14 protein-coding genes are annotated in these 16,594 nt (G+C 61.9%); all 14 read left to right on the forward strand.

Annotation, left to right across the window (positions count from 1 at the left end; genetic code table 11):
- Positions 1-59: 59 nt before the first annotated feature.
- Positions 60-803 carry a UMP kinase gene (gene pyrH, locus E4656_RS01460; RefSeq protein ID WP_135480530.1) on the forward strand — a complete coding sequence of 248 codons (744 nt, stop codon included), beginning with the start codon at positions 60-62 and terminating at the stop codon, positions 801-803.
- Positions 796-1,353, forward strand: a complete 558-nt coding sequence (gene frr, locus E4656_RS01465; protein ID WP_135480532.1) for a ribosome recycling factor — start codon at positions 796-798, stop codon at positions 1,351-1,353. The genes pyrH and frr overlap by 8 nt, the downstream gene beginning before the upstream one ends.
- 104 nt (positions 1,354-1,457) lie before the next feature.
- Positions 1,458-2,222, forward strand: coding sequence for a polyprenyl diphosphate synthase (gene uppS / locus E4656_RS01470; RefSeq protein WP_135480534.1), 765 nt, complete (start codon positions 1,458-1,460; stop codon positions 2,220-2,222).
- Complete coding sequence (locus tag E4656_RS01475) at positions 2,209-3,060, forward strand: phosphatidate cytidylyltransferase (protein WP_338089984.1); 852 nt, start codon at positions 2,209-2,211, stop codon at positions 3,058-3,060. The genes uppS and E4656_RS01475 overlap by 14 nt, the downstream gene beginning before the upstream one ends.
- Positions 3,061-3,063: 3 nt before the next feature.
- Positions 3,064-4,242: a 1-deoxy-D-xylulose-5-phosphate reductoisomerase gene (ispC, locus tag E4656_RS01480; RefSeq protein ID WP_135480536.1), complete on the forward strand. Its 1,179-nt coding sequence runs from the start codon at positions 3,064-3,066 to the stop codon at positions 4,240-4,242.
- A 9-nt stretch (positions 4,243-4,251) separates the two neighbouring features.
- Positions 4,252-5,598, forward strand: coding sequence for an RIP metalloprotease RseP (gene rseP / locus E4656_RS01485; RefSeq protein WP_135480538.1), 1,347 nt, complete (start codon positions 4,252-4,254; stop codon positions 5,596-5,598).
- 170 nt (positions 5,599-5,768) lie between these two features.
- A complete protein-coding gene (bamA, locus tag E4656_RS01490) occupies positions 5,769-8,060 on the forward strand; it encodes an outer membrane protein assembly factor BamA (protein ID WP_167855887.1) in 2,292 nt (763 codons plus the stop codon).
- Complete coding sequence (locus E4656_RS01495) at positions 8,060-8,584, forward strand: OmpH/Skp family outer membrane protein (protein WP_135480542.1); 525 nt, start codon at positions 8,060-8,062, stop codon at positions 8,582-8,584. The genes bamA and E4656_RS01495 overlap by 1 nt, the downstream gene beginning before the upstream one ends.
- A 98-nt stretch (positions 8,585-8,682) precedes the next feature.
- Entirely contained in the window at positions 8,683-9,729 is a 1,047-nt protein-coding gene (lpxD, locus tag E4656_RS01500) for a UDP-3-O-(3-hydroxymyristoyl)glucosamine N-acyltransferase (RefSeq protein ID WP_135480544.1), read from the forward strand.
- A 4-nt stretch (positions 9,730-9,733) separates the two neighbouring features.
- Positions 9,734-10,192 carry a 3-hydroxyacyl-ACP dehydratase FabZ gene (gene fabZ, locus E4656_RS01505; protein WP_135480545.1) on the forward strand — a complete coding sequence of 153 codons (459 nt, stop codon included), beginning with the start codon at positions 9,734-9,736 and terminating at the stop codon, positions 10,190-10,192.
- The gene (gene lpxA / locus E4656_RS01510; protein ID WP_135480547.1) at positions 10,189-10,953 is read left to right on the forward strand and encodes an acyl-ACP--UDP-N-acetylglucosamine O-acyltransferase; all 765 of its coding nucleotides are present in this window, start codon (positions 10,189-10,191) and stop codon (positions 10,951-10,953) included. The genes fabZ and lpxA overlap by 4 nt, the downstream gene beginning before the upstream one ends.
- Positions 10,954-10,979: 26 nt before the next feature.
- On the forward strand, positions 10,980-12,143 hold the full coding sequence (gene lpxB / locus E4656_RS01515) for a lipid-A-disaccharide synthase (protein WP_135480549.1): 1,164 nt from the start codon (positions 10,980-10,982) through the stop codon (positions 12,141-12,143).
- Entirely contained in the window at positions 12,136-12,774 is a 639-nt protein-coding gene (gene rnhB / locus E4656_RS01520; RefSeq protein WP_135480551.1) for a ribonuclease HII, read from the forward strand. Before lpxB ends, rnhB begins: the two co-directional genes overlap by 8 nt.
- 2 nt (positions 12,775-12,776) lie before the next feature.
- Positions 12,777-16,409, forward strand: coding sequence for a DNA polymerase III subunit alpha (gene dnaE, locus E4656_RS01525; protein WP_205849068.1), 3,633 nt, complete (start codon positions 12,777-12,779; stop codon positions 16,407-16,409).
- Positions 16,410-16,594 lie beyond the last annotated feature (185 nt).

Consider the following 16,594-nt stretch of genomic DNA (forward strand, 5'->3'; position numbering starts at 1 on the left):
GCTGACAGTGCCCGCGCCCTGTTGTAACATCCCCCCACCTGATTCCCCACGAGGTCTTTATGCCGAGTAAAGAAAGTTCTTCGCGCTACAAGCGTATCCTGCTCAAGCTCAGTGGTGAGGCGCTTGCCGGCAGCAAGGGCTTCGGTATCGATCCCAAGGTGCTGGACCGCATGGCACTGGAAATCGGGCAGCTCGTGGGTATCGGTGTACAGGTGGGGCTGGTCATCGGTGGCGGCAACCTGTTTCGCGGGCAGGAACTCAGTGCGGCAGGCCTGGACCGTGTCACCGGTGACCACATGGGGATGCTGGCCACGGTGATGAATGCACTGGCCATGCGTGATGCTCTGGAGCGGGCCAATATCCGCACCCGTGTCATGAGTGCCATCCCGATGAGCGGTATCGTGGAGCACTATGATCGGCGCACGGCGGTCAGGTATCTGAATCAGTCCGATGTGGTGATATTCTCTGCCGGTACCGGCAACCCGTTTTTTACTACCGATTCCGCAGCCTGTCTGCGCGGTATCGAGATCGATGCGGACATCGTCCTGAAAGCTACCAATGTCGACGGTGTCTACACGGCCGATCCCAAGAAGGACCCGGAAGCGCGCAAGTACGATGTACTCACCTACAGTGAGGTACTGGACAAACAACTGGGCGTAATGGACCTGACGGCCATCTGCCTGGTGCGCGATCAGAACATGCCCGTGCGTGTATTCGACATGAATCAGCACGGTTCCCTGGTACGACTGGTGGTCGGCGAAAATGAAGGCACGTTGATTGTTGAGGACACTGAGAATGATTGAAGACATCAAAAAGGATGCTGAAGAGTCCATGCGCAACGCCGTTGCAGCACTGGAGCAGGCATTCAAGAAAATTCGTACCGGCCGTGCACACCCCTCCATTCTGGACGGGGTCCTGGTCGATTACTATGGCGCGGAAACGCCGCTGAACCAGGTCGCCAACATTTCGGTGGAAGATGGCCGAACGCTCAGCATCGTACCCTGGGAGCCTTCCATGGTGCCGGCGGTTGAGAAGGCCATCATGAAATCCGATCTGGGCCTGAATCCGTCCACGGCGGGCAACAACATCCGCGTTGCCATGCCGATGCTGACCGAGGAAACGCGCAAGGAATTTGTGCGCCAGGCCCGCCATGAGGCGGAGAATGGTCGTATCTCCGTGCGCAATGCGCGCCGTGATGCCAACAGCATGATCAAGGATCTGCTGCGGGACAAGGAAATCACCGAAGACGATGCGCGCAGTGGCGAAGATCAGATCCAGAAGCTGACCGACAAGTACATTGCCGAAGTTGACGCGCATCTGGAAGTCAAGGAAGCTGACCTGCTGAAGGTCTGAAACTGAGCCCGGCGGCAGCCTCCGGTGCCAGGTTGGAGCTGCTGTCGGGCTGGGTCGTCGCGGGTTGAAGGGCGGCCGGGTCACAGAGAAACGAGGTCAACTCAATGCCGGATTTTTCCCACCTGGGCAAGGTGCCCCAGCACCTGGCCATCATCATGGATGGCAACAACAGGTGGGCGCGTGAGCGCAGGCTGGGTGGCGTTGCCGGTCACAAGGCCGGAGTCCGATCCTTGCGTACCACGGTGGAGCATGCTGCTCGTGCCGGAGTTCAGGTGCTGTCGCTCTATGCGTTCAGCAGCGAGAACTGGCGTCGGCCCGAAGAAGAGGTGAAGGGCCTGATGGAGCTGTTTTCCTGGGCCCTGACCAGGGAAATCTACAAGTTGGTCAAGAACAACCTGCGACTGCGCATCATCGGTGATCGGTCCGGCTTTGCACCGGCCATTCAGGACGCCATCGAGCGGGCCGAACACCTGACCCGTGGTAATACCGGCATGCTGATCGTGGTCGCCGCCAATTATGGCGGCCAGTGGGATATCACCCAGGCCGCCCGGCGGCTGGCCGGCGAGGTTGAAGCCGGACAGTTGCGTGCCAGCCAGATCACCGAGAGCATGCTGGCCGAGTATCTGGCCCTGAGCGACCTGCCGCCGCCGGATCTCTGCATCCGCACGGCGGGCGAACAGCGCCTGAGCAACTTCATGCTGTGGCAGCTGGCCTATGCCGAGCTGCACTTCTCCCCGGTGCTGTGGCCGGACTTTGATGCCGATGCCCTGTACACTGCCTTTGCCGATTATGCCCGCCGCCAGCGACGGTTTGGCGGGCGAGAATCAGAACCCACCGCTGTGGAACTCAAACACTATGCTGCTGAATGATCGCGTCAAAACGGCGCTTGTACTGATCCCGGTCATGCTGGCCGGCATCTACCTGTTGCCGCTGACGTGGTTTGCGCTCTTTATTGGTGTGATCGCCGTCCTGGGGGCCTGGGAGTGGGCTGATCTGTCCGGCTTCAGCGCCACCTGGCAGCGGCTGGCTTATCAGGCGCTGATCGCCGTGTTGCTGCTGGGCCTCTATCTGGGGCTCAGGAAGGACATCCTGCCGGCAGCCGCAGTACTCGTGCTGGCCAGTGCCTGGTGGCTGCTCGGCACCTTGCTGGTGCGGCGCTACCCGGCATCGGTCAGCCTGTGGTCGCAACCACAGGTCAGGCTGCTGATGGGTGTCCTTATCCTGCTGTCGATGTGGATCGGTTTCTACTGGATAGTGCGTGCGGATGACTCCCGGCTGCTGATCACCCTGCTGATGCTGCTGGTCTGGGGCGCCGACGTGGGGGCCTACTATACGGGCCGTCGGTTCGGGCGCCACAAACTGGCGCCGAATGTGAGCCCGGGCAAGACCTGGGAAGGCGTGCTGGGCGGGCTGGTCGGCGCTGCCGTGCTGGCCCTGGTACTGCTGGCGCTGTTCAGTGACCTGTCAGCCTGGAGCGCGCTGGACTATCTGATACTGGCCGTGTTTGCCGGTACCGTGGTGTCCATCTCCGTGGTTGGCGATCTGGTGGAAAGCATGGTCAAGCGTCACCGGGGCCTGAAGGACAGCGGGCAACTGCTGCCGGGCCACGGCGGCATCATGGACCGGATCGACAGCATGTGTGCGGCAGCGCCCGTGTTCGCGGCCTTTGTCTATTTCTGGCCAGCGCTGCAACTGGGGCAGGGGTAACCTATGGCGACCCTGCGTCGTGTCACCGTCCTGGGTGCTACCGGCAGCGTTGGCTGCAGTACCCTGGATGTCATCAGCCGGCACCCGGAACGCTATCAGGTGCTGGCGCTCAGCGGGCACAGCAATCTGACCCGGCTGGCGCAGCAGTGTGCCACCCATCGCCCGGTCTATGCCGTGGTGCCTGATCAGCAGGCGGCCATTCAACTGACCGCAGCGCTCTCATTGCTCAGTCCGCACACCGAAGTTCTGGCCGGTCCGGAAGCCCTGCAGCGGGTTGCGGCGCTGCCCGAGTGCGATATTGTCATGGCGGCCATAGTGGGTGCTGCCGGTCTGGCCCCCACGCTGGCAGCAGCCCAGGCCGGCAAGACGCTGTTGCTGGCCAACAAGGAGAGCCTGGTGGTCGGGGGCGCCCTGTTGATGCAGGCGGTCAGGGCCGGTGGGGCAACACTGCTGCCCATCGACAGCGAACACAATGCCATCTTTCAGTGTCTGCCGGCCGCTACGGACGACCGGGCCGGCGTGACCTCGGTGCTGCTGACCGCTTCCGGCGGTCCCTGCCGTACCCTGAGTGCAGCCGAACTGCAGGCCGTCACCCCGGAACAGGCCTGTGCACACCCCAACTGGTCCATGGGACGCAAGATATCGGTAGACTCGGCCACCCTGATGAACAAGGGGCTGGAACTGATCGAAGCTTGCTGGCTGTTTGATTTACGGCCCTCTGACATCGAAGTGGTGGTGCATCCGCAGAGTGTCATTCATTCTATGGTCAGATACGCCGATGGCTCGGTGCTGGCCCAGTTGGGTGAGCCGGACATGCGCACGCCCATCGCCTATGGTCTGGCCTGGCCGGAGCGGATAGATGCCGGCGTGCAACCGCTGGATTTTTCCACTCTGCAGGCGCTGACGTTTGAAGCCCCGGATATGGACCGCTTTCCCTGCCTGCGCCTGGCGGCCGAGGCCTTTGAGGCGGGCGAGACGGCACCGGCCATATTGAATGCCGCCAACGAGGAAGCCGTAGCGGCTTTTCTGGAGCACCGCATCGGGTTTATGGATATTCCCCGCATCAATGCTGCGGTGCTGGATCAGGTGGCGGCAGTGGCGGTGCGGGATCTGCCCTCGCTGCTGGCCATGGATGAGCAGGCTCGGCAGTCGGCGCGTACCCTGATTAATGCGGTTGAGTGAGGCTTACCGATGCTGACGACCATACTGGTTTTCCTGTTTACGCTGACCATCCTGATTGGGGTGCACGAAGCGGGGCACTACTGGGTAGCGCGCTGGTGTGGCGTCAAGGTCCTGCGCTTTTCCATCGGCTTCGGCAAACCGCTGTTTGGCTGGAAAAATCGGGATGGCACCGAGTTCTCGGTCGCCCCCATTCCGCTGGGCGGCTATGTGAAGATGCTGGACGAACGCGAAGGTGATGTCGCCCCCGAAGATCGACCCCGTGCGCACAACCAGCAGCCTCCCGGGCGGCGTATTGCCATTGCCGCCGCCGGCCCGGCTGCCAATTTCATCTTTGCGGTGTTTGCCTTCTGGCTGATTGCCCTGCTCGGTACCTCGGTGGCGCGTCCCTGGGTGGCCCCGGTGGATGCTGCCGACTCCGCCTGGAGCGACTGGCCGGCCGAACCCGCCGAAATTCAGGCCGTGAACGGGCAGAGCGTGGCCGACTGGCGCGAGGTCCATCTGGCCCTGCTGAATCGGCTCGGCACTACCGGTGAAATCGAACTGACGCTGGCCACCGACAGTGGTCAGCAGTATCAGGTATCCCATCCGGTCGAACGCTGGCTGTCCCGGGTGCAGGACCCGGACCCGGTCGGCGAACTTGGTCTGACTTTCTGGCAGCCCGATCGGCCGCCCGTACTGGGCGATATCCTGGCCGACGGTCCGGCGGCGCAGGCCGGACTGCAGAGCGGCGACCGCATACTGGCCGTTGACGGCAACGAAGTCGCCACCTGGATTGACTGGGTGCAGCATATTCAGCAGCGTCCGGGCACGGAGACCGAACTGCAGGTGGAGCGCAGTGGTCAGCAACTGGCCATCGTCGTTACCCCGCAGGCGGATACCGAGCCTGATGGCGCTGCAGTGGGTCGGGTGGGCGTCTATGCCACGCCCATGGATACCAGCCAGTATTTCCGCACCGTGCGTCATGGCCCGCTGTCAGCGGTCGGCGCCGCCGTGCAGGAAACCGGTGATACCATCAGCATGACGCTGGGCTTTCTGGGCAAGATGCTGACCGGACAGGCCTCGGTGCAGAATCTCAGCGGGCCGGTGTCCATTGCACAGGTCGCGGGTGATTCGGCCGGCTTCGGGCTGGTACCCTTTCTCAGCTTTCTGGCTCTGCTCAGTATCAGCCTGGGCATATTGAATTTGTTGCCGATCCCGGTGTTGGACGGCGGCCACATCCTGTATTATCTCGTCGAAATCGTGCGTGGCCGACCCTTGTCGGAACGCGCACAGATGATCGGTGTACAGATTGGTATAGTGATGTTGATCGGGGTCATGGTGATTGCCTTTACCAATGACTTCAATCGACTGTGGTAAACCACCATCATCAACCCGAGATGGATGGGCTCCGCACTGACTTCCTGCACGGCAATGATGGCGTAAAGGAGTTGCAGGAGCGCCGGTTTGTCTGAAAATCTCCCGCACTATTGGTTTAAGGAAACTGTGCTTTCATGTCGCGACTAGTGCTGTTGGGCAGGACCTGCCTGTTGAGTCTTCTGTTGGCCTCTGTTGTTGTTGCGGACAGCCATGCGGCCCGCAATATCGAAGTGGATGGTCTGCGTCGGGTGTCCATGGCCGCCTTTCTGTCCACGCTGCCCGGGGTCGAGGATGGACGCGCCACCGAAGATTTCAGTGCCGCCGAGGCCATCCAGGCCCTGTATGGCACCGGGCTGTTCCAGGACATCCGGGTATACACTACCGAGGCCGGCAATATCCTCTTCGAGGTGGCCGAATATTCGGTGATTGACCGGGTCAGCGTCTCCGGCAACAGCCGCATTCCGACCGAGGTACTCGACGCCGCACTGGAAGATCTGGACGTGGTCGAGGGTCTGTCCTACCAGCCCGCCATACTGGCCGAAATCCGCCGTGAACTGGAAGCCCAGTATTCATCCCAGGGCCGCTACAATGCGCGCGTCGATGTGTCTGTCGATCCGCTGCCGCAAAACCGGGTCGCGGTGATCATCGAGATTGACGAGGGCTCGCCTGCCGCCATCCGGTCCATCGAACTGCGTGGCAATGAATCCTATGACGCCGACGAGATCCTGCGCGATACCCGCCTGCGCCCGCGCCGCCATGGTGACCCCCTGCAGCTGTTTGCGCGCCGCTATGAATACAACCGCGACACCTATGCCGGTGACCTGGAAACCATCAACAGCTACTACCTGAACCGGGGTCATGTCCGTTTCAATATCGACAATACCCAGATTTCTCTCGAGCCGGATCTGTCCGGTGTCCACCTGCTGACGGAGATTTCGGAAGGCGAGCGCTATCGCTGGGGTGAAGTCGGCGTCAGCGGTGAGTTCCTCGAGTATGAAGACGAAATCCGCGCGGCGGTGATCCCCGAGTCCGGAGAATGGTTCAGCCGGGCCGAGTTGGTCGATACCCAGGATGCCATCATCAATATTCTCGGCAACGAAGGTTATCTGTTTGCCGAGGCCGAACCCCAGGCGTCCATTGACGACTCCGAGCTGACCGTTGATCTGGAGTTCGTGGTGCGCCCCGGCAACCAGATGACAGTGCGGCATATCCGCTTCGAGGGCAATCAGGGCACTCTGGATGAGGTGCTGCGGCGCGAGATGCGCATCTTCGAGGGTGAGATCGCCCGCAGCAATGATATCGCCACATCACGCCGCCGCCTGCAGCAACTGGGCTTCTTCCGTCAGGTGAATGTGTCCCGGGAGCGCGTGTCCGGCACTGACGACCAGGTCGACATCCTGTTTACCGTGGAAGAAGATCAGACCGGCAATGTGCAGGCTTCACTGGGCTTTCAGCCCGGTGTGGGCATGTTCAGTGCGCTGGAATTCCGCCAGGACAACTTCCTCGGCACCGGCAAGAATGTGTCGGTCAGGGGGCAGTTCGGTACCTCCAGTACCGTGTTCAACCTGAGTCACGAAGACCCTTACTTCACCAAGAGCGGCATCAGCCGGGACCTGAGTGTGTTCTATGAGCGCACCAACTGGCTGGATCGAGACGTGGCTACCTACGGTCTGGACCGCTGGGGCGGTGAATTCATCCTCGGGCGGCCGTTTGGCAACAACAGCCGGGTGTCGGCAGGCCTGGGCTTCACCCAGCACGACCTCTATCTGGGTGACTTCCCGCCCACAGAGGTGACCGACTTCGTGGCAGACTATGGCCGCAACTATGCCGACTGGACCGGCGAGCTGCGCTGGGATTACAGCGACCAGATCGGCTCCTTCTACGCCACCGAAGGGCAGCGTCATCGGGTCAACCTGTCGGTGACTCTGCCCGGCAGCGACCTGAACTATTACCGTCTGACCTACCGGGGCGACACCGTCCACCCGCTGGGCAACGGAGACTATGCCTTGCGCTTCCTGGGACAGGCCGGTTACGGTATGGGCTACGGTGATACGGATCGGCTGCCGTTCTACAAGAATTTCTATGCTGGTGGGCCGGGTACGGTGCGCGGTTATCGCGATCGTACCATCAGCCCCTATGGCACCAATCCGCCGAATGCCACCATTGAGGAACGCCCTCTGGGCGGTAACGCCTTTATCAGTACCGGGGCGGAACTGATTATCCCGACGCCGATGGCGCGCGATCAGTCCGTGTTCAGGACGGCTCTGTTTACTGATGTCGGGGCTGCCTTCAATACGGATGACGGTCTGCCCACCGACGAATTCAGAGCTTCCTATGGTGTGGATGTGGTGTGGCGGCCGATCCCCATGTTGCCGCTGCGGTTTATCTATGCACAACCGATAATGCCGCAGGATGGCGATGACACCGAGTCATTCCGCTTTACTTTCTGGAGTAATTTCTGATGCGAACATTGATCCGATTCTCGACCTTCCTGCTGACTGCAAGCCTGCTGGCTTCCCTGGCGCAGGCCCAGAGCGATATCAGCATTGCCGTGATCGACCAGGAGCGTGTGCTGTTCGGCAGTGACGCTGCCCAGGCCGCCAGTTCCGAGCTGCGTCAGCAGTTCGGCGGGCAGGAAGAGCAGGTGCGCCAGCTGGAGCAGCAGATCACCGAAATGCGTGAGCGCGGCGAGTCCGAGCAGGCGCTGATGTCCGATGACGAAGTCGAAGAGCTACAGCAGGAGATTCAGTTCCTGTTGCAGCAGCGCCAGCAACTGGTACAGCAACTGCAGAATGCACAGCAGGAGCGCCGCCGGTCCTTTGTCGAGGAATACGAAGGCCAGTTGACACAGATTCTGGAAGAAATCATCGAGGAAGAGGGCATTGACCTGCTGATTTCCACCGATGAGGTGCTGTATGCGCGACCGGACCTGGACATCACGGAAGAAGCGTTGAATCGCTTCAATGACCTGGTCGGTGGAAACTGAGATACAGCTGATGGCCAGACGGTGTCGGGGCGCTCGAAATCCGGTGCCGTTTCGACGACAATAAGCAGGATACAGATGTTCAGGTCGTGAAGCCCGTGATGAAACAACAGCGTGAACCGAATTCCCTGACCCTGGAAAACCTGGCTGAGCATGTAGGTGGCACAGTCAAGGGAGACCCGGCCTATACCATACAGGGGCTGGCCACGCTGGATCATGCCGGGCCCGAGCATCTGAGTTTTGTGGCCCGTAATCGTTTTCGGCGCCAGGCCGAGGCCTCTGCAGCCGGCGCGCTGCTGGTGCGACCTGCTCTGGCAGACGAACTGGGTTGCCACTGTATCCTGGTCGATGATCCCTATCTGGCCTATGCCCGCATCTCGCAGCTTTTCGGGCCGCCCGACCTGGTCGCTCCAGGCGTGCATGCCAGTGCCGTCGTTCACCCCGAGGCGAGCCTGGGCGAACGCTGTCGTATCGGCGCGCATGTGGTCATTGAAGCCGGTGCCGTACTGGCAGATGAGGTCGAAATCGCAGCCAGCTGCTATGTTGGTGCCGGAGTTCATATCGGCACCGGTACCTGTCTGCGCCCCCGGGTCACGCTGTATCCGGGCGTGCAGATAGGTCGCCACTGCCTCCTCCACTCGGGTGCGGTCATCGGCGCCGACGGTTTCGGCTTCGCGCCGACGGAAGAGGGCTGGGCCAAGATCGTTCAGCTCGGCCGGGTGCGCATTGGTGACCATGTGGAGATCGGTGCCAACAGCGCGATTGACCGTGGCGCGCTCGACGACACCGTGATCGGAGATCACGTCATCATCGATAATCTGGTGCAGATCGGCCACAATGCGGAGCTGGGTTCCGGCAGCGCCATGGCCGGTCAGTCCGGTCTGGCAGGCTCTGCCCGCGTGGGCAGACGGGTCATGATCGGCGGCCAGTCCGGCGTCGGCGGCCACCTGGATATTGTCGATGGCGTGCAGCTGATGGGCGGCACCATGGTCAACAAGTCATTGACTGAACCTGGGGACTACGCCTCGGCGATTCCGGTACAACCGGCCAACGAATGGCGGCGCATGGTAGCTCGACTCAAGCAGTTGTCCACGCTCAGTGACAAAGTATCTGAACTCTGGAATCGGTCCAGACAGAACAAGGAATAGCCTTATGGATGTTCAACTCCCGCTGGATCATGAACAGATCAAGTCCCTGATTCCCCATCGATACCCCTTCCTGCTGGTGGACAGGGTAACCGAAATGGAAGACGGCACCTTGATTCGTGGCTACAAGAACGTCAGTGGCAATGAAGAGTTCTTCAACGGCCATTTCCCCGGTCGCGCCATCATGCCGGGTGTACTGATCCTCGAAGCGCTGGCGCAACTGGGCGCCATTCTCGGCTTTGCCTCTTCGGGCAATCGCTATGAAGACGGTTTCCTGTACCTGTTTGCGGGTATCGACAACGTGCGCTTCAAGCGCTCTGTGGTGCCTGGCGATCAGTTGCAGCTGGAAGTGCGTATCGTCGGCGGCAAGCGGGGTATCCACAAGATGGCGTGTCGCGCCATGGTGGGTGACCATATTGCCTGCAGCGCCGATATCATGTGTGCGGAAAGGCAGGTCAGCAAGTGATTCACCCGACAGCCATTATTGATCCCGGCGCCAGGCTGGCGGACGACGTCGACGTCGGCCCCTACAGCGTGATCGGGCCCGATGTGGAAATAGGACCGGGTTGTGTCATCGGGCCGCATGTGGTGCTGCAGGGGCCCATGCGCATGGGCGCCCGCAATCGGGTGTTCCAGTTCGCCTCGGTGGGTGAAGAGTGCCAGGACAAGAAATATGCCGGCGAGCCGACCTGGCTGATCATCGGTGATGACAACGTGATTCGCGAGTGCGTGACCCTGCAGCGTGGCACTGTGCAGGACAAGGGCGAAACCCGCATCGGGTCGCGCGGCCTGTTCATGGCTTACAGCCACGTAGCGCACGACTGTGTGGTGGGGGATGACGTCATCCTGGCCAACAGCACGCAACTGGCGGGTCATGTCCAGGTGGCCGACAAGGCCATACTGGGGGGCGGCACCCTGGTGCATCAGTTCTGCCAGATCGGCACCCACGCCATGACGGGTGCCGGCACCGTGCTGTTCAAGGATATCCCGGCTTTTGTGATGGCGCAGGGCAATCCGGCTAAACCCTATGCCATGAACTCCGAAGGCCTGCGTCGCCATCAGTATCCTGAAGCGTCGCTGCGCGCCCTCAAGCAGGCCTATCGTCTGGTGTTCCGCCAGGGCCTGACGCTGGAGGCGGCCATCGCCCGTCTGCAGCAGGACAGTGACCCCAGCGTACAGACCTTCGTAGAGAGCTTGCGCCGCTCGCAGCGCGGAATCCTGCGCTGACCATGGCCGCCGCCGAGACAGCGCCCATGGCGTCCAGACCCCGACGTATAGTGATAGTGGCCGGCGAAGCCTCGGGCGACCAACTGGGCGCCGGGCTTATTCGGGCGTTGCGGCAGGCCTGGCCGGATATCGAGATTGCCGGTGTGGGCGGCGAGCGCATGCAGGCCGCCGGGCTTGATCTGTGGGCAGATCAGGAACGCATGTCTGTCATGGGCCTGTTCGAAGTCCTGCGCCGACTGCCGGATCTGCTGCGCTTGCGGCGCTATCTGCGTCGACGCTGTCTGGCCTGGCAGCCCGATCTGTTTCTGGGTATCGATGCCCCCGATTTCAATCTGCCGCTGGCCCGTCGCCTGCGCCGGGCCGGCCTGACCACAGCGCACTATGTCAGCCCCTCGGTCTGGGCCTGGCGGCAGGGACGGGTCAAATCCATCCGCAAGTCCGTTGATCTGATGCTGACCCTGTTCCCGTTCGAGGGCGATTTCTACGCCCGGCATGGTGTGCCCCATGTCTGTGTCGGTCACACCCTGGCCGATCAGTTGCCGATGGTACCGGATGTCGAGACCGCCCGAGCAGCTCTGGGTGTGCAGTCCGTGGGCCCGGTACTGGCCGTGCTGCCGGGCAGTCGGCGGTCCGAAGTGGGTTACCTCTGGCCCGACTTTCTGGAGGCGGCCCGCCTGCTGCGCCAGCAGATTCCGGACCTGCAGGTGCTGGTACCGGCAGTCAATGCGGCGCGCCGGGAACAGATAGAGGCTCTGCTGGACGCAGATGATCGTGCCTGGGTACAGGTGGAAACCGGGCACAGCCACCAGATTCTGACCGCTGCCGATGTGGTGCTGCTGGCCAGCGGTACCGCCGCCCTGGAAGCTGCATTGCTGAAGAAGCCCATGGTCATGGGGTATCGTTTCAGCGGTCTGACCTATCGTCTGGGCCGCCGCCTGGTCAAGACCCCCTGGTATTCGCTGCCCAATATACTGGCGCAGCGTGCGGTGGTGCCGGAGTTGATACAGGATGCCCTGACCCCGCAGCGGGCAGCCACTGAAATCATGACGCTGCTGTCCGACTCGGCACGGCGAGAGGCCTGCCAGGCGGCCTTTGCCGCCATCCATGCCGATTTGCGCCGCGATGCCGATGTGCAGGCGGCCCAGGCGCTGGGGCGGCTGATGTATGGGCTGGAGCAGTCCGATGCTTGAGCTGGATGCCGACTACTGCGGCCAGGTGGTGGCCGGTACCGATGAGGCCGGGCGCGGCCCCCTGTGCGGGCCGGTCTGCGCGGCCGCAGTGATCTGGCCGGAGGCGCTGACGCTGGACGGCCTCAACGATTCCAAGCAGCTCACCGAGGGCCGCCGCGAGGCCCTGTTCGTGCAGGTGCAGCAGCAGGCCATCGGCTGGGCCATTGCCTGGTGTACGGCCGCCGAGATTGACCGCTACAATATCTTGCAGGCCAGCCATATGGCCATGTGTCGGGCCGTAGAGGCCCTACCGGTGCAGCCGGCCCATGTGCTGGTCGACGGCAACCGGGTACCCCGCATGCTGATGGTGCCGGCCACCGCCATCGTCAAGGGGGACGCGAAGCATTCGGCCATTGCTGCGGCATCCATACTGGCCAAGGTGGCACGGGACCGGGTCATGGTCAGCCTGGACCGCCAGTACCCCGGCTACGGCCTGGCGCGCAACAAGGGGTACCCGACCGCAGCGCATCTTGCCGCCCTGACGATACAGGGCGTGACACCCGAGCATCGGCGCAGTTTTGCGCCGGTCCGTGACCGCCTGGGCCCAGTGCCCGACCCGACGTTAACAGAACAAGGCAGACTGGAATTCTGAGTATGAGCACCCCCTTTGTTCATCTGCATGTGCACACCGAATACTCTCTGGTGGACAGCCTCAACCGCATCAAGCCGCTGGTGAAGGCAGCGGCGGACACCGGCATGCCGGCGCTGGCGATCACCGATCAGAGCAACTTCTATGGCCTGATCAAGTTTTACACGGCAGCCATGGCCGCCGGCGTCAAGCCGCTGCTGGGAGCCGATCTGTGGCTGGAAAACCCGGATGAACCCGAGCGGCCATTCCGGGTGCACTTTCTGTGTCAGAGCCAGCGCGGTTACAAGAATCTGATCGAACTGATTTCCCGCGGCTATCAGCACAACCAGATTCATGACCGGGCCGTGGTCACGCGGGCCTGGCTGGAAGAGTTGAACGAAGGGTTGATCGTGTTGTCCGGTGCCAACTATGGCGACGTCGGGCAGGCCATTCTGCGCGGCAACGAACCGGCCGTGGAGCAACGGCTGGCCTGGTGGCAACAGCATTTCCCCGGACGCTATTATCTCGAACTGCACCGCACGCGGCGTGCAGGCGATGACCAGCATGTGGCAGCAGCGGTGCAACTGGCCGAAAAACACGGCCTGCCTGTGGTGGCCACCAATGATGTGGTGTTTCTGCAGGCGGAAGATTTCGAAGCCCATGAAGCCAGGGTGTGCATCAATGAAAGCATGGCGCTGGATGACCCGCGTCGCGAACACCGATTCTCCGATCAGCAGTATCTGAAAACGCCGGCGGAGATGGCCGAGCTGTTTGGGGATATCCCGTCGGCGCTCGAAAACACGCTGGAAATTGCCCGCCGCTGCACCGTGGAAGTGGAGCTGGGCACCTACTACCTGCCCGAGTACCCGATTCCGGATGACCTCGAACAGTCGCCCTTTTTTCAGGGCGAGCTCTCCCTGGCCGCCGTGCGGGCCGATGTCGAGGCCGCCATGCAGGAAAAATGGGCCGGCCGGGAACAGGAACCGGAGTACGAGCAGCAGGTGCGGCTGGGTATCTTCTTCCACAAGGTGTCCTACGAGGGCCTGGAAGAGCGTCTGCAGCAGGACCATGACACCAGTGCACCCGACTTCCCCCAGGTCCGCCAGCAGTATCTGGAGCGTCTGCGCTTCGAGCTGAACATCATTCTGCAGATGGGCTTCCCGGGTTACTTCCTGATCGTGATGGACTTTATTCAGTGGGCCAAGGACAACGACATTCCGGTTGGCCCCGGGCGCGGCTCCGGCGCCGGCTCCCTGGTGGCCTATGCACAGAAGATTACCGATCTGGATCCGCTCAAATACGACCTGCTGTTCGAGCGTTTCCTGAATCCCGAACGGGTCTCCATGCCCGACTTCGATGTCGACTTCTGCATGGAAAAGCGCGATCAGGTCATCAACTATGTGGCCGACCGCTATGGCCGCGATGCGGTCTCCCAGATCGTGACCTTCGGCACTCTGGCCGCCAAGGCCGTGGTGCGCGATGTGGCCCGGGTGCAGGGCAAGAGCTATGGCCTGGCTGACCGCATCTCCAAGATGATTCCAGGTACGCCCGGCATGACGCTGGCCAAGGCACTGGAAGAAGTACCGGAACTCAAGACATTCATCCGCGAGGACGAGGAAGCCCAGGAAATCTGGGAGATGGCGGAAAAGCTGGAGGGCATCACCCGTCAGACCGGCAAGCACGCGGGTGGGGTGGTGATCGCCCCGACCCGACTGACCGACTTTGCACCTCTGTTGTGTGAGGCCGACGGCAGTGGTCTGATGACCCAGTATGACAAGAACGATGTGGAGGCGGCCGGGCTGGTCAAGTTCGACTTCCTCGGTCTGCGCACGCTGACCATCATCGACTGGGCCCTGGATATCATCAATGAGCGCCGGCAGGCCGCCGGTGAAGAGCCGATCGACATCACCCATATTCCGCAGGCAGACGAGACCGCCTTCAGGATGCTGAAGGCGGCGAAGACAACGGCCGTGTTCCAGCTCGAAAGCCGGGGCATGAAGAACCTGATCAAGCAGATGCAGCCGGACAATCTGGAAGAGATGATCGCCCTGGTGGCGCTGTTCCGACCCGGCCCGCTGGATTCCGGCATGGTGGAAAACTTCATCAACCGGAAGCACGGCCGCGAAACGGTCTCCTACCCGGATTCGACCTGGCAGCACGACTCCCTGAAACCCATTCTGGAGAGCACCTACGGCATCATCGTCTACCAGGAACAGGTGATGCAGATTGCCCAGACGCTGGCCGGCTACACGCTGGGCGGCGCCGACCTGCTGCGCCGGGCCATGGGCAAGAAAAAGCCCGAGGAAATGGAAAAACAGCGCCGCATCTTTGCCGAAGGCGCCGAGGCCAAGGGCATCAATGCCGATCTGGCCACGCGCATCTTCGACCTGGTGGAAAAGTTCGCCGGCTATGGTTTCAACAAGTCGCACTCTGCGGCCTATGCCCTGGTGTCCTATCAGACCCTGTGGCTGAAAGCGCATTATCCGGCCGCCTTCATGGCCGCCACCATGTCCTCGGAACTGGACCACACCGACAAGGTAGTGATCTTTCTCGAGGAGTGCCGCGAGCTCGGTCTGACGGTACTGCCGCCGGATGTGAGTCAGGGCGAATACATGTTCACCGTCAACGAGCAGAACGAAATCGTCTTCGGCCTGGGTGCGGTCAAGGGCGTGGGCGAAGGCCCGGTGGAGGCCATCGTCGAAGCCCGCCAGGAAGGCGGCCCGTTCCGGGATCTGTTCGACTTCTGTGCCCGCGTGAACCTGAAGAAACTCGGCAAGCGGGTGATCGAGGCGCTGATCAAGTCCGGGGCTCTGGACCGTCTGGGCCCCAACCGTGCCCTGCTGATGCAGGCCCTGCCGGATGCCATCCGGGCCGCCGAGCAGACCCATGACAATGCCGCTGCCGGCATGATCGACCTGTTCGGTGACCTGCAGTCACCGGAAGACCAGGACCCCTTTGCCCAGTACGGTACCGTGCACGACTGGCCAATCAAGTATCGACTGGCGGGCGAGAAGGAGACGCTGGGGCTCTATCTGACCGGACACCCGATTGACGAATATGAGACCGAGGTACGGGAAATCACCAGCTGCCGCCTGAGCGATGTCAGTGCCCGGGAAGAGCCCCAGGTGCTGGCCGGGCTGGTGATCGACATCCGCCGCATGCGCAGCAAACAGGGCAATGACATGATGTTCGTGACCCTGGATGACCGCACGGCGCGCATCGAGTTCGGCCTGTTCGGTGATCAGGACCCGAGCTGGCTGCAGATGATCGAGATCGGGCAGGTCATTTTTATTCGCGCCGAAGTGACCTGGAACCGCTATCGTGAAGAAAACCGGGTCAAGGCCATTGATGTGGTCGATGTCTCCGGGGCCCGCGCCCGGTTCGCCCGCGCGCTGGTCATTCAGTGGCCGGAACAGCAGGCCGAGGTGCGGGCAGTGCGCGATTTCGCCGAGCAGCTGCGGGATCTGGTGCAGCAGGCCAACGGCATGGGGTCGACCGGCGGCAACCAGTCCCGGATACCGCTGCATGTCGCCTATTCCAACGGCCAGGCGCGCGGCGAGGTACGCCTGGGCGACGCCTGGTGCGCTCCGATGACCGACGAATTCATGTATCGCCTGCGCGACCGTTTCGGGCCGGAAGCAGTGTCGTTACGGTTCTGATGTGAAAGCCGCTACGGTTCTGATGGGGCGCTGCGGCGGCTCTGTCAGAACCGCCGATTTGCGCCCTTGTGGGTTATTGTTTACTTTTATTCAAAGCTCCTTGCGAAGCCGGTGCCTTGTGTCCAGCCGCCGTAGCCGCTAGGCTCCCGACTTATTGCCGATTCTGTCATTACGGGGAAGTGGAT

Source organism: Natronospirillum operosum, from assembly GCF_004768465.1.
GTDB classification, from domain to species: domain Bacteria; phylum Pseudomonadota; class Gammaproteobacteria; order Pseudomonadales; family Natronospirillaceae; genus Natronospirillum; species Natronospirillum operosum.